Below are 22,452 nucleotides of genomic sequence, written 5' to 3'. Positions count from 1 at the left end.
CCGACGTCTCCGTCGCCTGTGACATCCCGACGTCTCCGTCCCATCGGCACCCCGGCGACACGCACCGGGGTGCTGGGATGGAGGGTCGCAGGCTCGGAGGCTAGGCTCGAAGCGTGACCCGACGCACCAAGATCGTTTGCACTATGGGGCCGGCCACCGCCGACCCCGATGTCCTGCGGAATCTCGTCGACGCCGGAATGGACGTCGCCCGCCTGAATTTCAGCCACGGTGAACACGCCGACCACGAGGGCCACTACAACCGGGTCCGCGCTGCGTCGGAGGCCTCCGGGCACGCCGTCGGTATCCTCGCCGATCTCCAGGGGCCGAAGATCCGGCTCGGACGATTCGCCGAGGACCGCACCGTGTGGGAACACGGTGAAGTGGTCCGCATCACCGTCGACGACGTGGTCGGAGACCACGACCGCGTCTCGACCACCTACAAGGAACTCGCCCAGGACGCCGTCGCCGGCGACCGGTTGCTCGTCGACGACGGCAAGGTCGGTCTCGTCGTCGAGGCGGTCGAGGGCAACGACGTCGTCTGCCGCGTCATCGAGGGCGGACCCGTCAGCAACAACAAGGGTGTCTCCCTGCCGGGGATGAACGTCTCCGTTCCGGCCATGTCGGAGAAGGACATCGAGGATCTCGAGTTCGCACTGCGCCTCGGTGTCGACTTCATCGCCCTGTCGTTCGTGCGGTCGCCGGCCGACGTCGAACTCGTTCACGAGGTCATGGACCGTGTCGGGCGGCACGTGCCGGTGATCGCCAAGCTCGAGAAGCCCGAGGCCGTCGAGAATCTCGAGGCCGTGGTCCTCGCCTTCGACGCGGTCATGGTGGCGCGCGGCGACCTCGGCGTCGAACTTCCGCTCGAGCAAGTACCGCTCGTGCAGAAGCGCGCGATCCAGATAGCACGTGAGAACGCCAAGCCCGTCATCGTCGCGACGCAGATGCTCGAATCGATGATCGAGAACTCGCGTCCCACTCGCGCCGAGGCCTCCGACGTGGCCAACGCCGTGCTCGACGGCACCGACGCCGTGATGCTCTCGGGTGAGACCTCCGTCGGCAAGTTCCCCGTCGAAACGGTCCGCACGATGGCGCGCATTATTGCCGCCGTCGAGTCGGATTCGACGGAAGTGCCTGCGCTGACGCACGTTCCGCGCACCAAGCGCGGTGTCATCTCGTACGCCGCCCGCGACATCGGCGAGCGTCTCGACGCCAAGGCGCTCGTCGCATTCACCCAGTCGGGCGACACCGTGCGACGACTCGCGCGGCTGCACACCCCGCTGCCGCTGCTCGCGTTCACGCCCGTCCCGCACATCCGCAACCAGCTGGCGCTGACGTGGGGCACCGAGACCTTCTCGGTCGAGCCGGTCGACACCACCGACCAGATGGTCGAACAGGTCGACGCGGCGTTGCTGTCGCTGGGCCGGTACCAGCGCGGCGACCTCGTGGTGATCGTCGCCGGAGCGCCTCCGGGACGCTCGGGTTCGACCAACCTCATCCACGTGCACCGGTTGGGTGAGAAAGACACCCGGTGACACTGTCGGACACAACGGATCTCGACGTTCTCCTCGGCCTCCTCGATCTGGAGCAGGTCGAGGAGAACGTCTTCCGTGGTGGTCATCCCGAGCAGGTCGGCAGCCGCACCTTCGGCGGTCAGCTCGTCGCGCAGGCGCTCATTGCGGCCGGACGCACCGTGGGTGATCGTCCTGTGCACGCGATCAACGCCCATTTCATCCGGGGCGGCGACGTCAAGCGGCCCATCGACTACCACGTCGTCACCCACCGGGACGGCCGCGACTTCGCGAACCGGATGGTCACCGCCTACCAGGACGACCAGGAACTGTTCGTCATGCTCGCCGCCTTCCAGCGGTGGGGCAAAGGCCTCGAACACTCGGTGACCGTTCCCGATGTTCCCCTGCCCGAAGCGCTTCCGCCGATCGGCGAACGCCTGCGCGGCTTCGAGGAGCAGTTGCCGCATTTCGTCGGCGCGCTCAAGCCGATCGACATGCGGTACGCCAACGACCCCGCCTGGGTGTTGCGGGGAACGGGGGAGAAGCTCGGCCACAACCGCGTGTGGATGCGCGCCGACGGGCAACTGCCCGACGATCCGCTGCTCCACGTCGCCACGCTGGCCTACGCGTCCGACACGACCGTCCTCGATTCGATCCTCACCACGCACGGCCTGTCGTGGGGACTCGACCGGATCGTGGCGGCGACGGTCAACCATTCGATCTGGTTCCACCGTCCGCTCCGCTTCGACGAATGGCACCTGTACGCCACGGAATCCCCGGTAGCGGCCGGTTCCCGTGGTATGGCGACGGGACGCTACTTCACCATCGAGGGCGAACTCGTCGCGACCGTCGTGCAGGAAGGGCTCATCCGTCACTTCCCGCCGCGTCGTCCGTCGGGGAGCTGATCGGCCGATCGGTCGAGGGCGGCCGACAGCGCGCGCATGCCCTCCACGATCCGCGCCAGGTTCTCGGATCCGGTCTCCTCGCACAGTGCCCGCGCGGCGTCGGCGTGAGCGGGGCCGATGGCACGGATCGCGTCGTGACCGGCCGGTGTCATCGCGACGAGCTTGGCGCGACGGTGCGCCGGATTGGGCCGGTACTCCGCCAGGCCCTTGTCGACGAGGAGATCGGCGATGCGCTGCACGCTCTGCCGGGTGATGCCCATCTCGCGGGCGATCGCGGACACCGGCAGCGGAGCGGAGGAGACCGCGCCGAGGACCTGCCACCAGGCCGCGGTCAGGCCCACCGGACGCGCCAGGGTCTCGGCCAGCGCGAAAAACTGGCCGTTGAGCCGGAAGGCCGTCAGTGCGGCCGCGCTGAGCAGTTCGGCCTCCGCCGGGTGCTGCTCGGCCGCGTTCTGCTCCGTCACGAGCCGGAGGACATGAGCTCGTAGTAGCCGCGCGGGTCGCGCTCGCCGTAGAGGGCGTACCAGGCGTCGAGGACGCGCGGTTCGTACATGTCGAGCCGGGTGAAGATCGCGCGGGCGAAGTCGACCGGGGCGATGCCGCTCGCGGTGATGAGATCGCCGTCCGTGACCGCGGGTTCGTCCCGGTACAGATCGGCGCCACCGTATCCGACGCTCTGCAGGAATTCTGGAGCGTTGCTCGTGTGCGGCCGCTCGTCGAGCAGGCCGGCAGCCGCGAGCGCTCCGGTCGCGCCACAGATCGCGGCCACCGGAACGCCGGCGTCGAGGAATTGCCGGGTCTTGTCGACGAACGGGGCGTAGGCGTCGGTCGGCCAGATGTCGTTGCCCGCGAGGATCAGCATCGCGCTGTCCTCCGGCGTGATGTCTGCGAGCACGGCGTCGGGAAGGATGCGGAGTCCGCCCTTGGTCGTGACCGGTTCCGTCGTGGCTCCGACGGTACGGACGCGGTACCGGCCGGGGCTGCGCTGCCATTCGGGATCTGCGATATGTGGCGTGACGTATCCGATCTCCCAGTCCGCCAGGGTGTCGTACACGGCGACGTGAACTGTTTCGGTCATGACAGTATGCTGACAAAACGACAGCCTGCTGTCAATGGTGTCGCACTGCCGGTCGAGGATGATTTGCCGGGTGGTCCAGGCGGCGATTAGCCTTGATCAGGACCACGTCGTGGCGCCACTGTCGTCGAAGGTCGCACGCGACCTCATCGGAGGAGAACATGGGCAACACTCACGCGCAGACTGTGAGCACACGCGCTCGAAGCGCCGTGGCTCCTGCGTGTTGTCGTTGCCGCTGATCACCCCTGTCGGGGCTGCTCGCACTGCTCTCACGATTCCCCTGGGTCCGCTGTGACCGACGATCCGGCGGTGACCGGGAATTCCTCGCATCCGATGCGGTTCGAAAGGCACATCATGTCCGATTCGACAATATTGCCCGTCATCGATCTGTCCGATCTCGACGGCGACGACACCACACGCAACGCCCTGCTCGATCGCCTCCGGGAGGCCACCCACGAGATCGGGTTCTTCCATCTCGCCGGTCACGGGATAGAGCCCGCGCTCGCCGACGGGCTCGTCGCGGCGGCACGCGAATTCTTCGCCCTCCCCGAGGCGGACAAGCTCGCGATCGAGAATATCCGCTCGCCCCACTTCCGCGGCTACACCCGTGTCGGTGGCGAACGCACCCAGGGCTATGTCGACTGGCGCGAACAACTCGACATCGGCCCGGAACGCGATGCCGTCGCCGAGGTCGACCCCGACCGCCCCTGGGAGGTGCTGCACGGCCCCAATCTGTGGCCCGAGCAGGTCCCCCGACTACGCGAACTGGCCCTGCGGTGGGTCGACGAGGCCGGCAACGTCGGACGCCGACTGCTCGGTGCATGGGCCGAATCCCTCGGTGCCCCCGCCGATCACTTCGAGGACGCCTTCGCCGATCCCGACCCGCTGCTGAAGATCGCGCGGTATCCCGGGCACGACCGCTCGGTCACCGATCAAGGGGTCGGCAGCCACAAGGACGTCGGCGCGCTGACGTTGCTGTATCCCGAACCCGGCAGCACCGGCTTCCAGGTCGAACGCGACGGACGTTGGGTCGACATCGACCCGCTCCCAGGGCATTTCATCGTCAACATCGGAGAACTCCTCGAGGTCGCCACCGGCGGTTACCTCCAGGCGACCGTCCATCGTGTGCTGCCGCCCCCGGCGGGCACCGACCGCGTGTCGCTGCCCTTCTTCCTCAATCCCGGTCTCGACCGCGAACTCCCGGCGGTGGAGTTGCCCGCAGATCTGGCCGCGGCCGCCCGCGGCGTCGGCCCCGACGCACACGGCGGCACGCTGCACGCCGTCTACGGCCTCAACGCACTCAAGTCCCGCCTGCGGGCACATCCGAACGTGGCGGAGCGTTTTCACGCGGATCTCCTCGCCCGCTTCGCCGCACCCCGATAATCGATCTGTCCGTCCCCGTATTTCCAACGTCCCCGTATTTCCAACGTCCCCGCATTCCGAACGGAAGGTATCCACCCGATGTCACTGCGTCGTATCGTCGTCGCGTCCGCCGCGCTCACCCTCGCTGCGGGTCTCGCGGCCTGCTCGTCGTCCGAAGGTGACGACACCACCCTCCGGATCTCGGCGTCGTCCACCCCGCACGTCGAGATCCTCGACCAGATCGTGAGCACCGGGGCGCTGGGCGACTACAAGCTCGACATCGTCGAGATCACCGGGGAGGTCGATCCCAACGAACTGCTCGAGGCCGGTGACGTCGACGCGAACTTCTTCCAGCACGAGCCCTACCTGACGGACTGGCAGAAGCAGAAGGGTATCGACGACCTCGTCGCCGTCGCCGACGTGCACCTCGAGCCCATCGGCCTCTACTCGAACAAGATCGCCTCGCTCGACGAGCTGAAGGACGGCGACACTGTCGCCGTGCCGCGCGACACCACCAACTACGCCCGCGCGCTGTACCTGCTCGAATCGGCCGGTCTGCTCGAGATGGACGTGCCCTTCGAGGAGGCCGACCTGTCGGTGGTCACCGAATCGAACATCACCGCCAACCCGAAGAACCTGAACCTCGTCAGCATCGAGCGTCCGCAGCTCGCCCGTCAGCTCGACGACGCGCAGATCACCGCCGCCGTGATCAACTCCAATTACGCGCTCGAAGCCGGCCTGAACCCGGCCGAGGACGCCATCGTCACCGAAGAGGTCGAGAACAACCCCTTCTCCAACCTGCTCGTCGTGCGGGCCGAGAACGAGAACGACCCGGCAGTGACCGCGCTGGCCGAGGCCCTCGAGTCGCCCGAGACGGCTGCCTGGATCGAGGAGACCTACTCCGGCGCCGTGCTGCCGGTCCACTCGGCGAACTGATGATCGTCGTCGAGAACCTCGTCAAGACCTTCCCCGGAGCCGGGCGCTCCGGGGAGGTCGCGGCGTTGCGAGGGGTGTCGCTCGAGATCCCCGACGGCGAGATCTACGGCATCGTCGGCCCGTCCGGATCCGGCAAGTCCACCCTTCTGCGCTGTCTGAACCTGCTCGAGCGGCCTACCTCGGGACGGATCCTGCTCGGCGGGGACGACCTGTCGACCCTGTCCGGCGCGGAACTGCGAGCGGCGCGTCGCCGGATCGGGACGGTCTTCCAGCAGTTCAACCTACTGCACTCGCGCACCGTGATCCGGAACGTCGAATTCCCGCTCGAAGTGGCGGGGATCGACAAGGAACAGCGCCGCAAGCGGGCGCTCGAGCTGCTCGATCTCGTCGGCCTGGCCGGCAAGGGGGAGAGCTATCCCTCGCAGCTGTCCGGTGGACAGCAGCAGCGCGTGGGCATCGCCCGCGCACTCGCCGTCGAACCCGAGGTACTGCTGTGCGACGAGGCCACGAGCGCCCTGGACCCGGACACCACCGATCAGGTCCTCGATCTCGTCGCCGAGGTGAACAGACGACTGGGCGTCACGGTCGTGGTGATCACCCACGAACTCGGGGTGCTGCGCCGGATCTGCAGCTCGGCAGCTCGGCTCGCCGCCGGACAGGTGGTCGAGACGGGCCGGATCGTCGATCTCGTCGCCGATCCCGAGTCGGCGCTCGGGCATGCGCTCGTCCCGGTCGGCACCGACCCGTCGACGGGTTCGGGTGCCGACACGGCTCTGGTCACCGCGATCGGTGATGCCGCGCACGGACCGTGGCTCGCGGAGATGATCCGCGCGATCGACGCCGACATCGCTGTGGTCGGCGGCCGGGTCGAACAGGTCGGCAGCGTCACCGTGGGCCGGATGCGCCTTCGGTTCACGGCGGGTACCGATCGGGCACTCATCGAGGGGTTCGTGGCCGAACGCCCGTACCTGAGCCTGGCGTGGGGGACGGAAGCCGAATTGGAGGGACTCACGGAATGACGGTGCAGGCGCGATGAACAAACTGCAGTGGTACGACGCCTTCCCGGAGGTGTGGGAAGCCACCCTCGAGACGCTCTACATGGTTGCGGTGTCCTTCGTGCTCACCGTCGTCGGTGGTGTGCTGGTCGGAATCGTGTTGCAGTTGACGTCCCCGTCCGGACTGTGGCCGCGCAGGACGCTCAACACCGTCCTCGGCGTGATCGTCAACCTCTTCCGGTCGCTGCCCTTCCTCATCCTGCTGATCGCGCTGATCGGGTTCACCCGCTTCATCGTGGGTACCGCGATCGGGCCGACCGCGGCGATCGTGCCGTTGACCATCGGTGCCATCCCGTTCTTCGGCCGGATCGTCGAATCCGCTTTGCGGGAGGTGCCCCGGGGCCGGGTCGAGGCGGCCCAGGCGATGGGGGCCACCAACGCGCAGATCGTGCGCAAGGTGCTGCTGCCCGAAGCACTGTCCCCGCTGATCGCCGGTGCCACCCTCACCCTCGTGCTGCTGGTGGGCTATTCGGCCATGGCCGGTGTCATCGGTGGTGGCGGTCTCGGCGACTTCGCGATCGTCTACGGCTACCAGCGGTTCAACACGCCGGTGCTGTTGCTCGCGGTGGTCGTCCTCATCGTGATGGTGCAGATCATGCAGTCGATCGGTGATCTCATGGTCCGCAGGCTCGCGCACCGGCGGTGACGCCCGAGAGCCGGGCGCACCACCGGTGCGTCCGGCTCAGCGGTCGAGCTTCGCGATCGCCTCGTCGACGAGCGGGACGTAGCGGTCGATCGACCACGGCACGGTGAGCGGATTGATCATCGACGATCCCGTGACGAACGGCTGTTCCTCCGGCGCGACGAGCGAGCCGCGCGCGATCGCCGGAATTTGCTGGTAGACGGCCTGCGATTCGATCTCCGCGCGGTTCGCCGGGTCGGAATAGAACGTGAAGATCAGATCCGAGTCCTTCAGCAGTCCGGCGTTCTCGAGCCCGATGACCGCCGAGTCGGTGCCCTCGGTCTCCTCGAGCGTCTCCGCGACCGGGTCGACCGTCAGCCCGAGTCCGCGGACCATCGCCACGCGCTGCTCGTCGGGCATGAACACGCCCAGCGTGCTGGGGCCGGTGTTGTAGATATACGAGAACGTCACCCCGGCGTATTCGGGATGCTCCGCCGCGGTGCGTTCGAAGGTGTCATCGATCCCCGTGATCAGATCCAGCGACTCGTCGTGCCTGCCGAGTGCGGTGCCGATGGTCTCGATCTGGTCCTGCCAGGTGATCGTCCAGGGCAGTTCGGGGTAGGCGACGGTCGGGGCGATCGCCGACAGCAGGTCGTACTGCTCCTGCGTGATGCCCGACCACGGCGCGAGGATGACGTCCGGGGCGAGTCGGGCGATCGCCTCGACGTCCACCTCGGCGCCACCGGTGAACTGCTCGGGCAGCGGCTCGCCGCGTTCGGTCAGTTCCTCGTGGATCCAGGGCAGATATCCGGTTTCGTCGCTGCCCCAGGGATATTCCTCCATCCCCACTGGGGTGACACCCAGTGCGATCGCCGTCTCGGCCGAACCCATCCCGAGCGTGACGACCCTTTCGGGCTGCGCGTCGATCTCGGCGGTGCCCAGTGCGTGCTCGATCGCGACGGGTTCGAAGTCGCCCGTCGGAGAACCGTTCGAGTCGTCGCCACTGCCGGACGAGCAGGCGGTGAGTGCGACGGCGGCGACGAGCGCGACTACCGCGCGTGACCCGAGGCGGCGCGGGGACAGAAATTTCATGGATACCTCTCACTGATCGGACGGTTCGAGAGGTGAGCCTAACCTTCTGAAGGGGATGCCGGTTATCGGCAGATTTCCGGGCCGTCCACAACTTCGTGATGTCCCACAAAAAGATCACGAGACAGATGTCACATTTGATAGTATTCTGTTATCGAAACCGCTCACGTCCCGAGCGGGAAGGGGACGGCCGCACTCGGCCACCGCGGGGGTTCGCTCATCACCGACAATTCGTCGACCGGGAACGATGAGTGGATGCGGGGGTACCGGATGCGTCGTTCCGGGGAGGAACGGAGATGCTCATGGTTGCATCCACGGATAAGAGGTCCGATTCGATGCCACGCTCGAACCGGCGGATTCTCGCGATCATCGCGCTCACGGGAATGCTCACGATCGGATTCCTGGCTGCGGTGTTCACCGCGTCGTATCTGATAGGTGCCGCATTCGCCATGCTCACCGGCGCATGCATCGTGCTGGCGCACCTGATGATCGCGCCCGCCTCGATCATCCACGACGACGTAACGGAGACGGCGATCCGTCCCGAGATCCGCGAGCGGTGGCATCCGCTCGGTAGCGGATCCTGAGCTCGTCCCGGCCCGCCGACGTCGCGGCGCCGCCGCGACACGCGGGTTCCCCGGACGGGCGGGTGTGCTCGGTTAGCATCTTGCCCGTGACCGACTCGCTGCGCATCCTCGTCTACAGCGACGATGCGACCGTGCGGCAACAGGTTCGTGATGCCCTCGGTACCCGGCTGCACCCGGATCTGCCTCCACTCGACTACGTCGAGGTCGCGACACCGCCGGTCGTCGTCGAACGCATGCACGCCGGCGACATCGCCCTCGCCGTGCTCGACGGTGAGGCCGCCCCCGCGGGCGGCATGGGCCTCGCGAAACAACTCGAGGACGAACTCGACTCGTGCCCGCCGATCATCGTGTTGATCGCCCGGGCCGACGACGAATGGCTCGCCCGCTGGTCGGGTGCCGAGGTGGCGCTGCGTCATCCCGTCGACCCGATTCGGCTCGGCCGGCAGGTCCTCGCGCTGCTCACCCCTCGCTCCCGCCCCTCCTGACCCTTCCGACGCGCGACCGCCCGGCCACGAACTCGTATGTGGGGCCGGAAAATCTACCCTCCTTCCCGTTGTCGAGCAGCCCGACACGCCGCCCCGAATCGAGGGCGTGAAATCGCGACAAGTCCGACGCGAACAGCACTAGTGTGTGCCGTGACTCACAACCCTGGGCCGGGACGGAACCGCCCGGTGCACGGCGGGGGTGGGTTCGCGGGCGACGAGCAGACCCGCGGCCGGATTCGCGCAAGCAACCGGAGGTCGCATGAACGCTTACGTACCGATCCTGGTACTCGGTGGCATCGCGCTTGCCTTCGCGGTCTTCTCCGTCGCGGTGGCGAGCCTCGCGGGCCCGAGCCGATACAACCGCGCCAAGCTCGATGCGTACGAGTGCGGCATCGACCCCACACCCCAGCCGGTGGGAGGTGGCCGCTTCCCGGTGAAGTACTACCTCACCGCGATGCTGTTCATCATCTTCGACATCGAGATCGTCTTCCTGTACCCGTGGGCGGTCCATTTCGACGCGCTCGGCGTCTTCGGTCTGGCGGCGATGGCACTGTTCATGTTCAACGTCTTCGTCGCCTACGCCTACGAGTGGAAACGAGGAGGCCTGACATGGGACTGACGACCCGCGTGTACGACGGGATGTCCTGCAAGCGAACGGGTTACGAGAGCGGACGACAAACGACCGGGCGTCCGGTCCGATTCCGGGGAAGGTGACGGGCGATGGGCATCGAGGAGAAGGTCCCCAGCGGTTTTCTGCTCAGCACCGTCGAGACCCTGGCCGGTTTCGCGCGCAAGGGCTCCTTGTGGCCGGCGTCCTTCGGGCTCGCGTGCTGCGCCATCGAGATGATGGCCACCGCCGGTGGCCGCTACGACATCGCCCGCTTCGGTATGGAGGCCTTCCGGGCCTCCCCGCGACAGGCCGACGTCATGATCGTCGCCGGCCGAGTCAGCCAGAAGATGGCTCCCGCCCTGCGCCGCGTCTACGACCAGATGGTCGAACCGAAGTGGGTGCTCGCGATGGGCGTGTGCGCCTCGTCGGGCGGCATGTTCAACAACTACGCGATCGTTCAGGGGGTCGACCACGTCGTCCCCGTCGACATCTACCTTCCGGGCTGCCCGCCCCGGCCCGAGATGCTCCTGCACGCCATCCTCATGCTGCACGAGAAGATCGCGCAGATGCCCCTGGGTGTGAACCGGGCCGAGGCGATCCGCGCCGCCGAGGAAGCGGCCCTGGCCCAACGTCCCCTCATCGAACTGACGGTGCCGCCGCGATGACCGATCTCGAACGGACAGGATCCGACCACGACGACCGCGCCGACGAGGTGATCGCCGTCCGACGCGGCATGTTCGGGGTGCGTGGATCCGGTGACACCAGCGGCTACGGCCGCCTCGTGCGCCGGGTGACGCTGCCCGGCAGCACCGAGCGACCCTACGGCGGGTACCTCGACGACCTCGTCGACACGCTCGAGGACGTCCTCGACGAGCGATCCGGCGACACCGGCGTCGGCTATGCCCAGGCGGTCGAGAAGGTCGTCGCGCACCGCCACCAGCTGACCGTCTTCGTCCGCCGCGAACATCTGCCGCTCGTGGCCCGCACCCTGCGCGACCATGCGGACCTCCGCTTCGAGCTGTGCCTCGGGGTCAGCGGGGTGCATTACCCGCAGGAGACGGGCCGCGAACTGCACGCGGTGTATCCGCTCGTCTCGATCACCCACAACCGTCGGATACGGCTCGAGGTCGCGATCCCCGACAGCGACCCGTACGTCCCCTCGCTCTACCGCACCTACCCGACGAACGACTGGCACGAGCGCGAGACCTACGACTTCTTCGGAATCGTCTTCGACGGGCACCCCGCGCTCACCCGCATCGAGATGCCCGACGACTGGCACGGACATCCCCAACGCAAGGACTACCCTCTCGGCGGCATCCCGGTGGAATACAAGGGCGCCCGGGTCCCGCCACCCGACGAACGGAGGGCGTACACGTGACGAGCGAACCCGCGACCGAGACCGTCTTCGACGCCGTCGGACGCGACTGGGACGGCATCACCGCTGCCGTACGCGACGGCGGCGAGGACCACATCGTCGTCAACATGGGTCCCCAGCACCCATCCACCCACGGAGTGTTGCGCCTGATCCTCGAGATCGACGGCGAGACCGTCACGGAGGCCCGATGTGGAATCGGCTATCTGCACACCGGAATCGAGAAAAACCTCGAATTCCGCAACTGGACGCAGGGCGTCACCTTCGTCACTCGCATGGACTACCTCGCCCCGTTCCACAACGAGACGGCCTACTGCCTCGGCGTCGAGAAGCTGCTCGGCATCGAGGATCTCGTCCCCGAACGCGCGCAGGTCGTGCGGGTGATGCTCATGGAACTCAACCGCATCTCCTCGCACCTGGTGGCGCTGGCCACCGGTGGCATGGAACTCGGCGCGACCACCCCGATGCTGTTCGGTTTCCGCGAACGCGAACTGATCCTCGACGTCTTCGAGACGATCACCGGACTGCGGATGAACCACTCCTACATCCGGCCCGGCGGACTGTCCCAGGACTTGCCCGACGAAGCCGTGCCGATGATCCGCGACCTGCTCGCCCTCCTACCCGGCCGGCTCGCCGATCTCGAAGCCCTGTTCACCGACAACCCCATCTTCATCTCACGCACCCGCGACATCGGCTGCCTCGACCTCACCGGCTGCATGGCCCTCGGGATCACCGGACCGATCCTACGGTCCACCGGACTGCCCTACGACCTGCGCCGCGCCGAACCCTACTGCGGCTACGAGACCTACGAGTTCGACGTCGTCACCGCCGAGGGATCCGACTGCTACGCGCGCTATCTCGTCCGGATCGGGGAGATGCACGAATCGTTGAAGATCGTCGAACAGTGCCTCGACCGGCTCCGCCCCGGACCGGTGATGGTCCAGGACGGCAAGATCGCCTGGCCGTCGAAACTGCAGCTCGGACCGGACGGACTCGGCAACTCGCCCGACCACATCCGGCACATCATGGGCGAGTCGATGGAGGGTCTGATCCACCACTTCAAGCTCGTCACCGAAGGCATACGTGTCCCGGCGGGACAGGTCTACATCGGCGTCGAATCGCCACGCGGCGAACTCGGCGTCCACATGGTCAGCGACGGCGGCACACGCCCGTACCGCGTGCACTACCGCGACCCGTCGTTCACGAATCTGCAGGCCGTCGCGGCGATGTGCGAGGGCGGCATGGTCTCCGACGTGATCGCTGCCGTCGCCAGCATCGACCCGGTGATGGGGGGAGTGGACCGATGAGCACCGAATTCGTGCGGGCTGCGGGCGCGGAGACCACCGGCACCGCGGCCACGAGCGAGACCACCACCGCCGTGCCGATGACCGAACCGGCCGGAGGCGAACCCGTCCTCGTGCCGCTCGGGCCGCGACCCGACGAGGACACCTATCTCACCCCACCTGACGCACCGCGCCGCTATCCCGACGACGTGCGCGCCCGCCTCGACGCCGACGCCGACCGGATCATCGCGCGCTACCCGCAGCCACGATCAGCGCTGCTGCCGCTGCTGCACCTCGTGCAGGCGGAGGACGGTTACATCACGCCGGCCGGCATCGAGTTCTGCGCCCGGCGGCTCGGACTCACCGGCGCCGAGGTCGCCGCCGTCTCCACCTTCTACACCATGTACCGCCGCTCGCCGACCGGGCGCCACCACGTCGGAGTATGCACGAACGCGTTGTGCGCGACGATGGGCGGCGACGAGATCTTCTCCGCGCTGTGCACCCGGCTCGGTATCGGACACGACGAGACCACCGCCGACGGCGCGATCACCCTCGAACACATCGAATGCAACGCGGCGTGCGACTACGCCCCGGTGATGACCGTCGACTGGGAACTGTTCGACAACCGCACTATCGACTCCGCGATCGAACTCGTCGACGACCTGCTCGCCGGCGGCACCCCCGCACCGACGCGCGGCGCCCCGCTGCGCAGCTTCCGCGACACCGCACGCCTGCTCGCGGGGATCCCCGACGACCGGCCCGGTGCGCTCGAGGCCGCCGGTACCGCCGGGCCGGCCTCCCTCGCCGGGCTCGAGGTCGCCCGCAAGCACGACATGCGGGCACCCGAACCGCCGGAGAATGACGAGGCCGTCGTCGCCGTCGGGAAATCACCGACAGGTCTGACCCCCGTACTCACCCGTTATTGGGCCGAGGAACAGGCGTGGACCCTCGACGCCTACCGGCGGCACGGTGGATACGAAGCCCTGCCCATCGCGCTCGGCATGGACCCGGATGCGGTCATCGCCGCAGTCAAGGATTCCGGGATCCGCGGTCGCGGTGGCGCCGGATTCTCCACGGGCACCAAGTGGTCGTTCATCCCGCAGGGCGACGACAAGCCGCACTATCTCGTCGTCAACGCCGACGAATCCGAGCCGGGCACCTGCAAGGACATCCCGTTCATGCTGGCCACCCCGCATGCCCTCGTCGAAGGCGTGATTATCGCCGCCTACGCGATCCGCGCCCGGCACGCGTTCATCTACCTGCGGGGAGAAGCCGTCCCGGTCCTGCGGCGTCTGCACGCCGCGGTCGCGGAGGCCTACGAGGCCGGCTGTCTCGGACGCGACATCCTCGGCTCCGGATACGACCTCGAACTCGTCGTCCACGCCGGTGCGGGCGCGTACATCTGCGGTGAGGAGACGGCGCTGCTCGACTCCCTCGAGGGCCGCCGCGGCCAACCACGTCTGCGCCCACCCTTTCCCGCCGTCGCCGGCCTGTACGCGTGCCCGACTGTCGTCAACAACGTCGAATCCATCGCGAACGTCCCGCTCGTCATCCGCAACGGTGTGGACTGGTACCGCTCGATGGGCACCGAGAAATCACCGGGCTTCGCGATGTTCTCGCTCTCCGGGCACGTCACCACCCCCGGCCAGTACGAGGCCCCGCTCGGCATCACCCTGCGCGAGCTGCTCGGCTACGCCGGAGGTGTGCGCGCCGGCCACCGGCTCAAGTTCTGGACACCCGGTGGCTCGTCGACCCCGATCTTCACCGACGAACATCTCGACGTCCCCCTGGACTACGAGAACGTCGCCGCCGCCGGGTCGATGCTCGGGACCCGGGCCCTGCAGATCTTCGACGAGACCACCTGCGTCGTCCGCACGGTGCTGCGCTGGACGGAGTTCTACGCGCACGAATCGTGCGGCAAGTGCACCCCCTGCCGCGAGGGCACCTGGTGGCTCGTGCAGATCCTCGAGCGGCTCGAACACGGCCGGGGCACCGAAGCCGACCTGGAGAAGCTGCTCGACATCTCCGACAACATCCTCGGCCGGGCGTTCTGCGCCCTCGGGGACGGTGCGACCAGCCCGATCACGTCGTCGCTGAAGTACTTCCGCGACGAATACGTCACCCACCTCGAGCACGGCGGCTGCCCGTTCGACCCGCACCTGTCGACGCTCGCCGCCGACACCCCAGCGGAAGGAGGCGAGCGATGACCGCCGTGTCCGGTGCCGGTGCGGAGAAATCCGAGACCACCGACCTCGTGAACGTCACCATCGACGACACCGAGATCGCCGTGCCCAAGGGCACTCTCGTGATCCGCGCCGCCGAACTGATCGGGGTCCAGATCCCGCGGTTCTGCGACCACCCGCTGCTCGAACCGGTCGGCGCGTGCCGCCAGTGCCTCGTCGAGGTCGAGGGGCAGCGCAAACCGCTCGCCTCGTGCACCTCCGTGGTCACCGACGGGATGGTCGTGCGCACCCAGTTCACCTCACCGGTGGCCGACAAGGCCCAGCGCGGCGTGATGGAACTGCTGCTCATCAACCATCCGCTCGACTGCCCGGTATGCGACAAGGGCGGCGAGTGCCCGCTGCAGAACCAGGCGATGTCCAACGGACGCGCCGAGTCCCGCTTCGAGGACACCAAACGCACCTACCCGAAACCCATCGCGATCTCCTCGCAGGTGCTCCTCGACCGCGAACGGTGCGTGCTGTGCGCGCGGTGCACCCGCTTCGCCGATCAGGTCGCGGGCGACCGGTTCGTCGACATGCTCGACCGCGGGGCGCTGCAGCAGGTCGGCATCTACACCGAGGAACCGTTCGAGTCGTACTTCTCCGGCAACACCGTCCAGATCTGTCCGGTCGGCGCGCTCACCGGCGCCGCCTACCGGTTTCGCGCCCGCCCGTTCGATCTGGTCTCCACGCCGAGTGTGTGCGAACACTGCGCGAGCGGCTGCGCCCAGCGCACCGACCATCGTCGCGGAGCCGTGCTGCGCCGACTCGCCGGGGACGACCCCGAGGTCAACGAGGAATGGAACTGCGACAAGGGACGCTGGGCGTTCACCTACGCTACCGCCGACGATCGCCTCACCACGCCCCTCGTCCGCGACGATACCGGAGCGCTCGTCCCCGCCTCGTGGATCGAGGCGCTCGGCGTCGCCGCGCGCGGGCTGGCGGCGGCGCGCGGCAGGGCCGCAGTCCTCACCGGTGGCCGGCTCACCGTCGAGGACGCCTACGCGTACGCGAAGTTCGCGCGAACGGCGCTCGCCACCAACGACATCGACTTCCGCAGCCGAGACCTGTCGGATGAGGAGACGGACTTCCTCACCTCGCGGGTCGCCGGTCGGCGCCTCGACGTCACCTACCGCGACCTCGACCGCGCGCCGGCGGTGCTCCTCGTCGGATTCGAACCGGAGGAGGAGTCGCCGATCGTCTTCCTGCGGCTGCGCAAGGCGGTCCGGCGGAACAGGCTGCAGGTCTTCGCGGTCGCTCCGTTCGCCTCGCGCGGCGTCCACAAGCTGTCGGGGAGGGTCGAACAGTGCGTCCCGGGCGACGAGGCACGCGCACTCGACGCGATCCGCACCGGCGCATCCGCCGACGCCGCGGCCGCGCTCCGGACTCCCGGTGCGATCGTGCTGGTGGGGGAGCGGTCCGCAGCATCGCCCGGCGCCCTGTCCGCCGCCACGGCTCTCGCCGACGAAACCGGAGCCCGCCTCGCGTGGATCCCGCGCCGCGCCGGTGATCGCGGAGCACTCGAAGCCGGCGCCTTCCCGACCCTGCTGCCGGGCGGTCGCCCGATCGGCGACCCGCAGGCCCGGCACGACATCGAGTCGGCGTGGGGCCTCCCGGCCGACACCTTGCCGTCGGAGCCGGGCCGCGACACCACCGCCATCCTCACTGCGGCCGCCGAGGGTGATGTGGCTGCGCTCGTGGTCGCCGGCGTCGACCCCGCCGACCTGCCCGATCCCGATGCCGCCGCCGGTCTCGACGGTGCCGGCTTCGTCGTGAGTCTGGAAGTGCGACGCAGCGGGGTGACCGACCGCGCCGACGTCGTCTTCCCCGTCGCGCCGGTGGCCGAGAAGGCCGGGAGCTTCCTCGACTGGGAGGGACGCGAACGTGCCTTCCCGATCGCGCTCCGCGACACCGGAGCACTGCCCGACCACCGGGTGCTCGCGGCGATCGCCGACGCGATGGACCTCGACGCCGGCCTCGCCGATCCGGGTCCCCACGACGTCCAGACCCTGCGTCACGAACTCGCGGAACTCGGACGATGGACGGGCACCGTTCCCGAATCGCCGGGAGTGTCCCCGCGACCTCCACGACGTCCCGTTCTCGGGGAAGCGGTCCTCGCCACCTGGCGGATGCTGCTCGACGCGGGCCGATTGCAGGACGACGAACCGCACCTCGCCGGAACGGCGCACGAACCCGTCGCCCGTCTGTCGGCCGCGACAGCCGCGGAGATCGGCGCCGCCGACCATCATTCGCTCACCGTCTCCACCGAGCGCGGCTCGATCACTCTGCCGCTGGTGGTCGACGACCTGCCCGACCGCGTCGTCTGGCTGCCCACCGCCTCTCCGGGATCGATGGTGCACGTCGATCTCGGCGTCACCGCCGGTGATGTGGTGCGGATCCGGGCCGCCGCCACGACGGGTTCCGGATCGGCCGAGGAGGATCCGCGATGAGCGTTATCGCCCAACCCGTGGACCTGTCGATGTTCGGCATCGACCCCTGGTGGCTCGTCCTCGCGAAGGCCGTGGCGATCTTCGCGTTCCTCGTGCTGACCACCCTCGTGATGATCCTCGCCGAACGCAAGATCATGGCCTGGATGCAGATGCGGGTCGGACCCGACCGGGTGGGACCGAAGGGACTGTTCCAGACCGTCGCCGACGGCCTCAAGCTCGCGCTCAAGGAAGGCATCATCCCGACCGGGGTGGACAAGCCGATCTACATGCTCGCCCCGATCATCGCGACGGCCCCGGCGTTCATGGCGTTCGCGGTCATCCCCTTCGGGCCGGAGGTGTCGATCCTCGGGAACCGGACGCCGTTGCAGCTCACCGATCTTCCCGTCGCGGTGCTCTACGTCCTGGCGATCACCTCCGTCGGCGTCTACGGCATCGTGCTCGCCGGCTGGGCCTCGGGTTCGACCTATCCGCTGCTCGGTGGCCTCCGCTCGACCGCGCAGGTCATCTCCTACGAGATCGCGATGGGACTCGCGTTCGCCGCGGTCTTCCTGCAGGCGGGCACGATGTCGACCTCGGGCATCGTCGCCGCGCAGAACGACCTGTGGTTCGTCGTGCTGCTGCTGCCGTCCTTCCTGGTGTACTCGGTGTCGATGGTGGGGGAGACCAACCGGGCTCCCTTCGACCTGCCCGAGGCCGAGGGCGAACTCGTGGGCGGTTTCCACACGGAGTACTCGTCGCTGCGGTTCGCGATGTTCATGCTCGCGGAGTACGTCAACATGGTCACCGTCTCCGCGCTCGCGACCACCCTGTTCCTCGGCGGCTGGCACGCGCCGTGGCCGCTGACACTGTGGAGCGGCGCGAACTCGGGCTGGTGGCCGCTGCTGTGGTTCGTGATCAAGGTGTGGGTCGTGCTGTTCGTCTTCGTGTGGCTGCGCAGCACCCTGCCGCGACTGCGCTACGACCAGTTCATGGCCCTGGGCTGGAAACTGCTCATCCCCGTCTCGGTGGTGTGGGTGATGATCGTGGCCGCGCTGCGCATCCTCGACACCGACGACGTCCTGCCCGGCACCGCGAGCCTCATCGTCGCCGGCGTGCTGTCCACCGCCCTGCTGTTCGCCTACCTCACCCTGCAGGGGCGGCGGACCCGGCGCATCGCACAGGCGACGGAACCACCCGCCGGCGTCGACGAGGAGTTCGACGCCATGGCCGGGGGCTTCCCCGTGCCGCCACTACCTGCTCGGTCGAGCACCCGATCGAGTCCGCCGGCCCCGGCGGGTCGTCTCCCAGGAGGATCGTGATGGTCGAATTCCGCGGCCCGCTCGCCGGTTTCGGTGTGACGCTCACGACGATGTTCAAGAAGCCCAACACCGAGCAGTATCCGGAGCAGAAGAGACCCACCGCCCCCCGCTATCACGGACGCCACCAGCTCAACCGGTATCCGGACGGACTCGAGAAGTGCATCGGCTGCGAACTGTGCGCGTGGGCATGCCCCGCCGACGCCATCCACGTCGAGGGCGCCGACAACACCGATGAGGAGCGGTACTCGCCCGGCGAACGGTACGGGCGCGTCTACCAGATCAACTACCTGCGGTGCATCGGCTGCGGACTGTGCATCGAGGCGTGCCCGACCCGCGCGCTGACGATGACGAACGAGTACGAGATGGCCGCCGACAACCGCACCGACATGATCTACGAGAAGGACCGCCTGCTCGCCCCGCTCGAACCCGGAATGCAGCCACCGCCGCATCCCATGGCGCCCGGCGCCACCGACGAGGACTACTACCGGGGCACGATCCCCGTCCCGGAACACGCGTCCGCCGCCGACGGGGAGGAGAGCCGGTGACCACCGCCCTGCTCGCCGCCGAACTCACCACGACCTCCACCGGGGAGGCCGTGCAGTTCTGGATCCTCGGTGCCGTCGCGGTACTCGGGGCGCTCGGCGTCGTCGTCGCCCCGAAAGCCGTGTACTCGGCGCTGTTCCTCGCCATGACGATGATCGTGCTCGCCGTCTTCTACATCGCGCAGGACGCCGTGTTCCTCGGTGTGGTGCAGGTCGTCGTCTACACCGGCGCCGTGATGATGCTGTTCCTGTTCGTGCTCATGCTCGTCGGTATCGACTCCGCCGACTCCCTCGTCGAAACCATCAAGGGACAGCGCGTTCTCGCGATCGTCGTGGCGATCGGCTTCGCGGTGATGCTCATCGGTGGCATCGGGAACACCGCGGTCTCCGGCTTCGCGGGACTCGACGCCGCCAACGCCGGCGGCAACGTCGAGGGCCTGGCAGTGCTGCTGTTCATCGACTACGTCTGGGCGTTCGAACTCACCGGAGCGCTGCTCATCACCGCCACCGTCGGTGCGATGGTGCTCGCCCACCGGGAACGCCTGCAGCCGAAGCAGACCCAACGCGAACTCGCCGCACGCCGGTTCCGCGAAGGAGAGCGGGTCACACCGCTGCCGGCCGCGGGTGTCTACGCCCGCCACAACGCCGCCGACGTCCCGGCCCTGCTCCCGGACGGATCGTTCTCCGAACTGTCGGTCGGTGAGCTGCTCGGCCGCATCGGACGCGACTGGGACCACACCGAACTCGGCCTGCGCGAACCCGGCGGTGACGACGCGAGGAAGGATCGGCGATGAACCCCGAGAACTACCTCTACCTGTCGGCGCTGCTGTTCACCATCGGCGCAGTGGGAGTACTCCTGCGCCGCAACGCCATCGTCGTGTTCATGTGCGTCGAATTGATGCTCAACGCCGCCAACCTGGCCTTCGTCACCTTCGCGCGGATGCACGGCAACCTCCACGGACAGGTGTTCGCCTTCTTCACGATGGTCGTCGCGGCCGCCGAGGTCGTCGTCGGCCTCGCCATCATCGTGACCATCTTCCGGACGAGGCGATCCGCCTCCGTCGACAACGCCGACCTGCTCAAGTACTGACGATTCCACGAGGACGGTGAGTGTGAGAGCCCACGACGAACCGAGAGGACACGCGGCATGACGTCGTTCCTGAACTCGGCGCTGTGGACGATACCGGCGCTGCCCCTGGCCGGCGCGTTCGTACTGCTGCTCCTCGGGCGTCGCAGCGACCGCTGGGGACATCTGCTCGGATGCGCCACGGCGATCGCCTCCTTCGTCGTCGGCGCCGTCATGTTCGCCGGACTGCTCGGACTCGACGCGAACGCCCGGCTCGCACAGCAGACCGTGTTCACCTGGGTGCCGGTCGGAGAACTGCAGGTCGATCTCGGCCTCCGGCTCGACGCGCTGTCGATCTGCTTCGTACTGCTCATCACCGGCGTGGGCTCGCTGATCCACCTCTACTCGATCGGCTACATGGCGCACGATCCGGAACGCCGGAAGTTCTTCGCCTATCTCAACCTGTTCCTCGCGGCGATGCTGGTGCTCGTCCTCGCCGACAACTTCCTCGTCCTGTACCTCGGGTGGGAGGGCGTCGGTCTCGCCTCCTACCTGCTCATCGGCTTCTGGCAGTACAAGCCCACCGCCGCGACCGCCGCGAAGAAGGCGTTCGTCGTCAACCGCGTCGGCGACATGGGGTTGCTCATCGCTCTCATGATCATGTTCGCGACCTTCGGCAGCCTCGACTACGACACGGTCTTCGCCTCGGTCCCCGCCGCGACCGAAGGCACGGTGACGGCGATCGGCCTGTGTCTGCTCCTGGCCGCGTGCGCGAAATCCGCCCAGCTGCCACTGCAGTCGTGGCTCGGCGACGCCATGGAGGGCCCCACCCCCGTCTCCGCGCTCATCCACGCCGCGACCATGGTCACCGCCGGTGTCTACCTCGTGGTCCGCGCGAACGCGATCTTCGACGCCGCACCGGCCGCGCGACTCGCAGTGGTGATCGTCGGCGCAGCGACGCTGCTCTTCGGCGCGATCATCGGCTGCGCCAAGGACGACATCAAGAAGGCGCTCGCGGCATCGACGATGAGCCAGATCGGCTATATGGTGCTCGCCGCCGGTCTCGGTCCCGCCGGGTACGCCTTCGCGATCCTGCACCTGCTCACCCACGGCTTCTTCAAGGCCGGACTGTTCCTCGGCGCCGGCTCGGTGATGCACGCGATGAACGACGAGACCGACATGCGCCGCTACGGCGGACTGCGCGCGGTCATGCCGATCACCTTCGCCACCTTCGGGCTGGGGTACCTCGCCATCATCGGGATCCCGCCGTTCGCCGGCTTCTTCTCCAAGGACAAGATCATCGAGGTGGCCTTCGCCGCCGGCGGTGTCGAAGGCATCGTGCTCGGTGTCGTCGCGCTGCTCGGTGCGGGACTGACCGCCTTCTACATGACCCGCGTGATGATCCTGACCTTCTTCGGCGACCGGCGATGGGCGCCCGACGCCGTCCCGCACGAGTCGCCGGCCTCGATGACCTGGCCGATGATCGCTCTCGCCATGGGCTCGGTCGGTGCCGGCGGTCTGCTGGTGTTCGGTGGCGCGTTGCAGCACTGGCTCGAACCCGTCGTCGGCTACGACCATCACGAAGGTGGTTTGCCCGTCTGGCTCGTCACCACCGTCACGCTGGCGGTCGTGCTCGCCGGTGTCGCCGTCGCCTACCGGCAGTACGTGCGCGCACCGGTCCCGGCGACGGCACCCGAAGCGGTGTCGGCGCTGACCGTCGCCGCGCGTCGCGACCTCTACGGCGACGCCGTGAACGAAGCGGTGTTCATGCGTCCCGGTCAGGGTCTGGTGCGCGCCCTGGACGGCGTGGAATCCACCGGCATCGACGGCTCCGTCACCGGCGCCGCCACCGGGATCGGTGCGCTCTCGCGCGGACTGCGCCGGCTGCAGACCGGCTTCGTCCGTTCGTACGCGTTGTACATGTTCGCCGGCGCGACCGTCGTGGTCGGCGCGCTCGTCCTGATGACGCTGTGATGGGGGTGTAC

The 22,452-nt window shown here is 68.1% G+C and carries 22 protein-coding genes; 19 read left to right on the top strand and 3 right to left on the bottom strand.

Annotated features, from left to right (window positions below):
* The first annotated feature begins 113 nt into the window (after positions 1-113).
* Positions 114-1,535: a pyruvate kinase gene (gene pyk, locus BO226_RS10115; protein ID WP_006554056.1), complete on the top strand. Its 1,422-nt coding sequence runs from the start codon at positions 114-116 to the stop codon at positions 1,533-1,535.
* Entirely contained in the window at positions 1,532-2,416 is an 885-nt protein-coding gene (locus BO226_RS10110) for an acyl-CoA thioesterase II (protein WP_006554055.1), read from the top strand. The genes pyk and BO226_RS10110 overlap by 4 nt, the downstream gene beginning before the upstream one ends.
* Here BO226_RS10110 and BO226_RS10105 read toward each other — a convergent pair.
* A complete protein-coding gene (locus BO226_RS10105) occupies positions 2,383-2,880 on the bottom strand; it encodes a MarR family winged helix-turn-helix transcriptional regulator (protein WP_006554054.1) in 498 nt (165 codons plus the stop codon). The two genes, BO226_RS10110 and BO226_RS10105, sit on opposite strands and share 34 nt — an antisense overlap.
* Positions 2,877-3,494, bottom strand: a complete 618-nt coding sequence (locus tag BO226_RS10100) for a DJ-1/PfpI family protein (protein WP_019289699.1) — start codon at positions 3,492-3,494, stop codon at positions 2,877-2,879. Before BO226_RS10100 ends, BO226_RS10105 begins: the two co-directional genes overlap by 4 nt.
* A 351-nt stretch (positions 3,495-3,845) precedes the next feature.
* On the opposite strand from BO226_RS10100, the gene BO226_RS10095 reads away from it, so the two are divergent.
* The 4 genes from BO226_RS10095 (at position 3,846) to BO226_RS10080 (ending at position 7,490) form a co-directional block, all read left to right on the top strand.
* Positions 3,846-4,874, top strand: coding sequence for an isopenicillin N synthase family dioxygenase (locus BO226_RS10095; RefSeq protein WP_071936406.1), 1,029 nt, complete (start codon positions 3,846-3,848; stop codon positions 4,872-4,874).
* Between the two features lie 78 nt (positions 4,875-4,952).
* On the top strand, positions 4,953-5,789 hold the full coding sequence (locus BO226_RS10090; RefSeq protein ID WP_071935141.1) for a MetQ/NlpA family ABC transporter substrate-binding protein: 837 nt from the start codon (positions 4,953-4,955) through the stop codon (positions 5,787-5,789).
* A complete protein-coding gene (locus BO226_RS10085) occupies positions 5,789-6,808 on the top strand; it encodes a methionine ABC transporter ATP-binding protein (RefSeq protein WP_006554050.1) in 1,020 nt (339 codons plus the stop codon). The genes BO226_RS10090 and BO226_RS10085 overlap by 1 nt, the downstream gene beginning before the upstream one ends.
* 13 nt (positions 6,809-6,821) lie before the next feature.
* Positions 6,822-7,490, top strand: a complete 669-nt coding sequence (locus tag BO226_RS10080; protein WP_016696053.1) for a methionine ABC transporter permease — start codon at positions 6,822-6,824, stop codon at positions 7,488-7,490.
* A 36-nt stretch (positions 7,491-7,526) separates the two neighbouring features.
* Here the strand turns inward: BO226_RS10080 and BO226_RS10075 are convergent, their stop codons facing one another.
* On the bottom strand, positions 7,527-8,558 hold the full coding sequence (locus BO226_RS10075; protein WP_071935140.1) for an iron-siderophore ABC transporter substrate-binding protein: 1,032 nt from the start codon (positions 8,556-8,558) through the stop codon (positions 7,527-7,529).
* A 332-nt stretch (positions 8,559-8,890) separates the two neighbouring features.
* On the opposite strand from BO226_RS10075, the gene BO226_RS10070 reads away from it, so the two are divergent.
* The 13 genes from BO226_RS10070 (at position 8,891) to nuoL (ending at position 22,441) form a co-directional block, all read left to right on the top strand.
* The gene (locus BO226_RS10070) at positions 8,891-9,139 is read left to right on the top strand and encodes a hypothetical protein (RefSeq protein ID WP_228044523.1); all 249 of its coding nucleotides are present in this window, start codon (positions 8,891-8,893) and stop codon (positions 9,137-9,139) included.
* Positions 9,140-9,219: 80 nt separating this feature from the next.
* On the top strand, positions 9,220-9,624 hold the full coding sequence (locus BO226_RS10065) for a response regulator transcription factor (protein WP_080678464.1): 405 nt from the start codon (positions 9,220-9,222) through the stop codon (positions 9,622-9,624).
* 259 nt (positions 9,625-9,883) lie between these two features.
* Positions 9,884-10,243, top strand: a complete 360-nt coding sequence (locus tag BO226_RS10060; protein WP_016935086.1) for an NADH-quinone oxidoreductase subunit A — start codon at positions 9,884-9,886, stop codon at positions 10,241-10,243.
* A gap of 101 nt (positions 10,244-10,344) precedes the next feature.
* Positions 10,345-10,899, top strand: coding sequence for a NuoB/complex I 20 kDa subunit family protein (locus tag BO226_RS10055; RefSeq protein WP_006554043.1), 555 nt, complete (start codon positions 10,345-10,347; stop codon positions 10,897-10,899).
* The gene (locus tag BO226_RS10050; protein WP_071935137.1) at positions 10,896-11,612 is read left to right on the top strand and encodes an NADH-quinone oxidoreductase subunit C; all 717 of its coding nucleotides are present in this window, start codon (positions 10,896-10,898) and stop codon (positions 11,610-11,612) included. The genes BO226_RS10055 and BO226_RS10050 overlap by 4 nt, the downstream gene beginning before the upstream one ends.
* Complete coding sequence (locus tag BO226_RS10045; RefSeq protein WP_071935136.1) at positions 11,609-12,913, top strand: NADH-quinone oxidoreductase subunit D; 1,305 nt, start codon at positions 11,609-11,611, stop codon at positions 12,911-12,913. The genes BO226_RS10050 and BO226_RS10045 overlap by 4 nt, the downstream gene beginning before the upstream one ends.
* Positions 12,910-15,096, top strand: coding sequence for an NADH-quinone oxidoreductase subunit NuoF (gene nuoF / locus BO226_RS26655; protein WP_083543614.1), 2,187 nt, complete (start codon positions 12,910-12,912; stop codon positions 15,094-15,096). The genes BO226_RS10045 and nuoF overlap by 4 nt, the downstream gene beginning before the upstream one ends.
* Positions 15,093-17,561: an NADH-quinone oxidoreductase subunit G gene (locus BO226_RS10030; RefSeq protein ID WP_071935135.1), complete on the top strand. Its 2,469-nt coding sequence runs from the start codon at positions 15,093-15,095 to the stop codon at positions 17,559-17,561. The genes nuoF and BO226_RS10030 overlap by 4 nt, the downstream gene beginning before the upstream one ends.
* A complete protein-coding gene (nuoH, locus tag BO226_RS10025) occupies positions 17,558-18,859 on the top strand; it encodes an NADH-quinone oxidoreductase subunit NuoH (protein ID WP_071935134.1) in 1,302 nt (433 codons plus the stop codon). Before BO226_RS10030 ends, nuoH begins: the two co-directional genes overlap by 4 nt.
* Entirely contained in the window at positions 18,859-19,404 is a 546-nt protein-coding gene (gene nuoI / locus BO226_RS10020; protein ID WP_064061995.1) for an NADH-quinone oxidoreductase subunit NuoI, read from the top strand. Before nuoH ends, nuoI begins: the two co-directional genes overlap by 1 nt.
* On the top strand, positions 19,401-20,195 hold the full coding sequence (locus BO226_RS10015; protein ID WP_071935133.1) for an NADH-quinone oxidoreductase subunit J: 795 nt from the start codon (positions 19,401-19,403) through the stop codon (positions 20,193-20,195). Before nuoI ends, BO226_RS10015 begins: the two co-directional genes overlap by 4 nt.
* The gene (nuoK, locus tag BO226_RS10010) at positions 20,192-20,491 is read left to right on the top strand and encodes an NADH-quinone oxidoreductase subunit NuoK (RefSeq protein WP_006554035.1); all 300 of its coding nucleotides are present in this window, start codon (positions 20,192-20,194) and stop codon (positions 20,489-20,491) included. The genes BO226_RS10015 and nuoK overlap by 4 nt, the downstream gene beginning before the upstream one ends.
* Before the next feature lie 57 nt (positions 20,492-20,548).
* On the top strand, positions 20,549-22,441 hold the full coding sequence (gene nuoL, locus BO226_RS10005; protein WP_071935132.1) for an NADH-quinone oxidoreductase subunit L: 1,893 nt from the start codon (positions 20,549-20,551) through the stop codon (positions 22,439-22,441).
* Positions 22,442-22,452 lie beyond the last annotated feature (11 nt).

This window comes from Rhodococcus sp. 2G (assembly GCF_001886355.1).
Taxonomy (GTDB): domain Bacteria; phylum Actinomycetota; class Actinomycetes; order Mycobacteriales; family Mycobacteriaceae; genus Rhodococcus; species Rhodococcus pyridinivorans.
The sequence above is the reverse complement of the archived record's forward strand: the minus strand, read 5'-3'. Positions and strand labels throughout refer to the sequence as shown.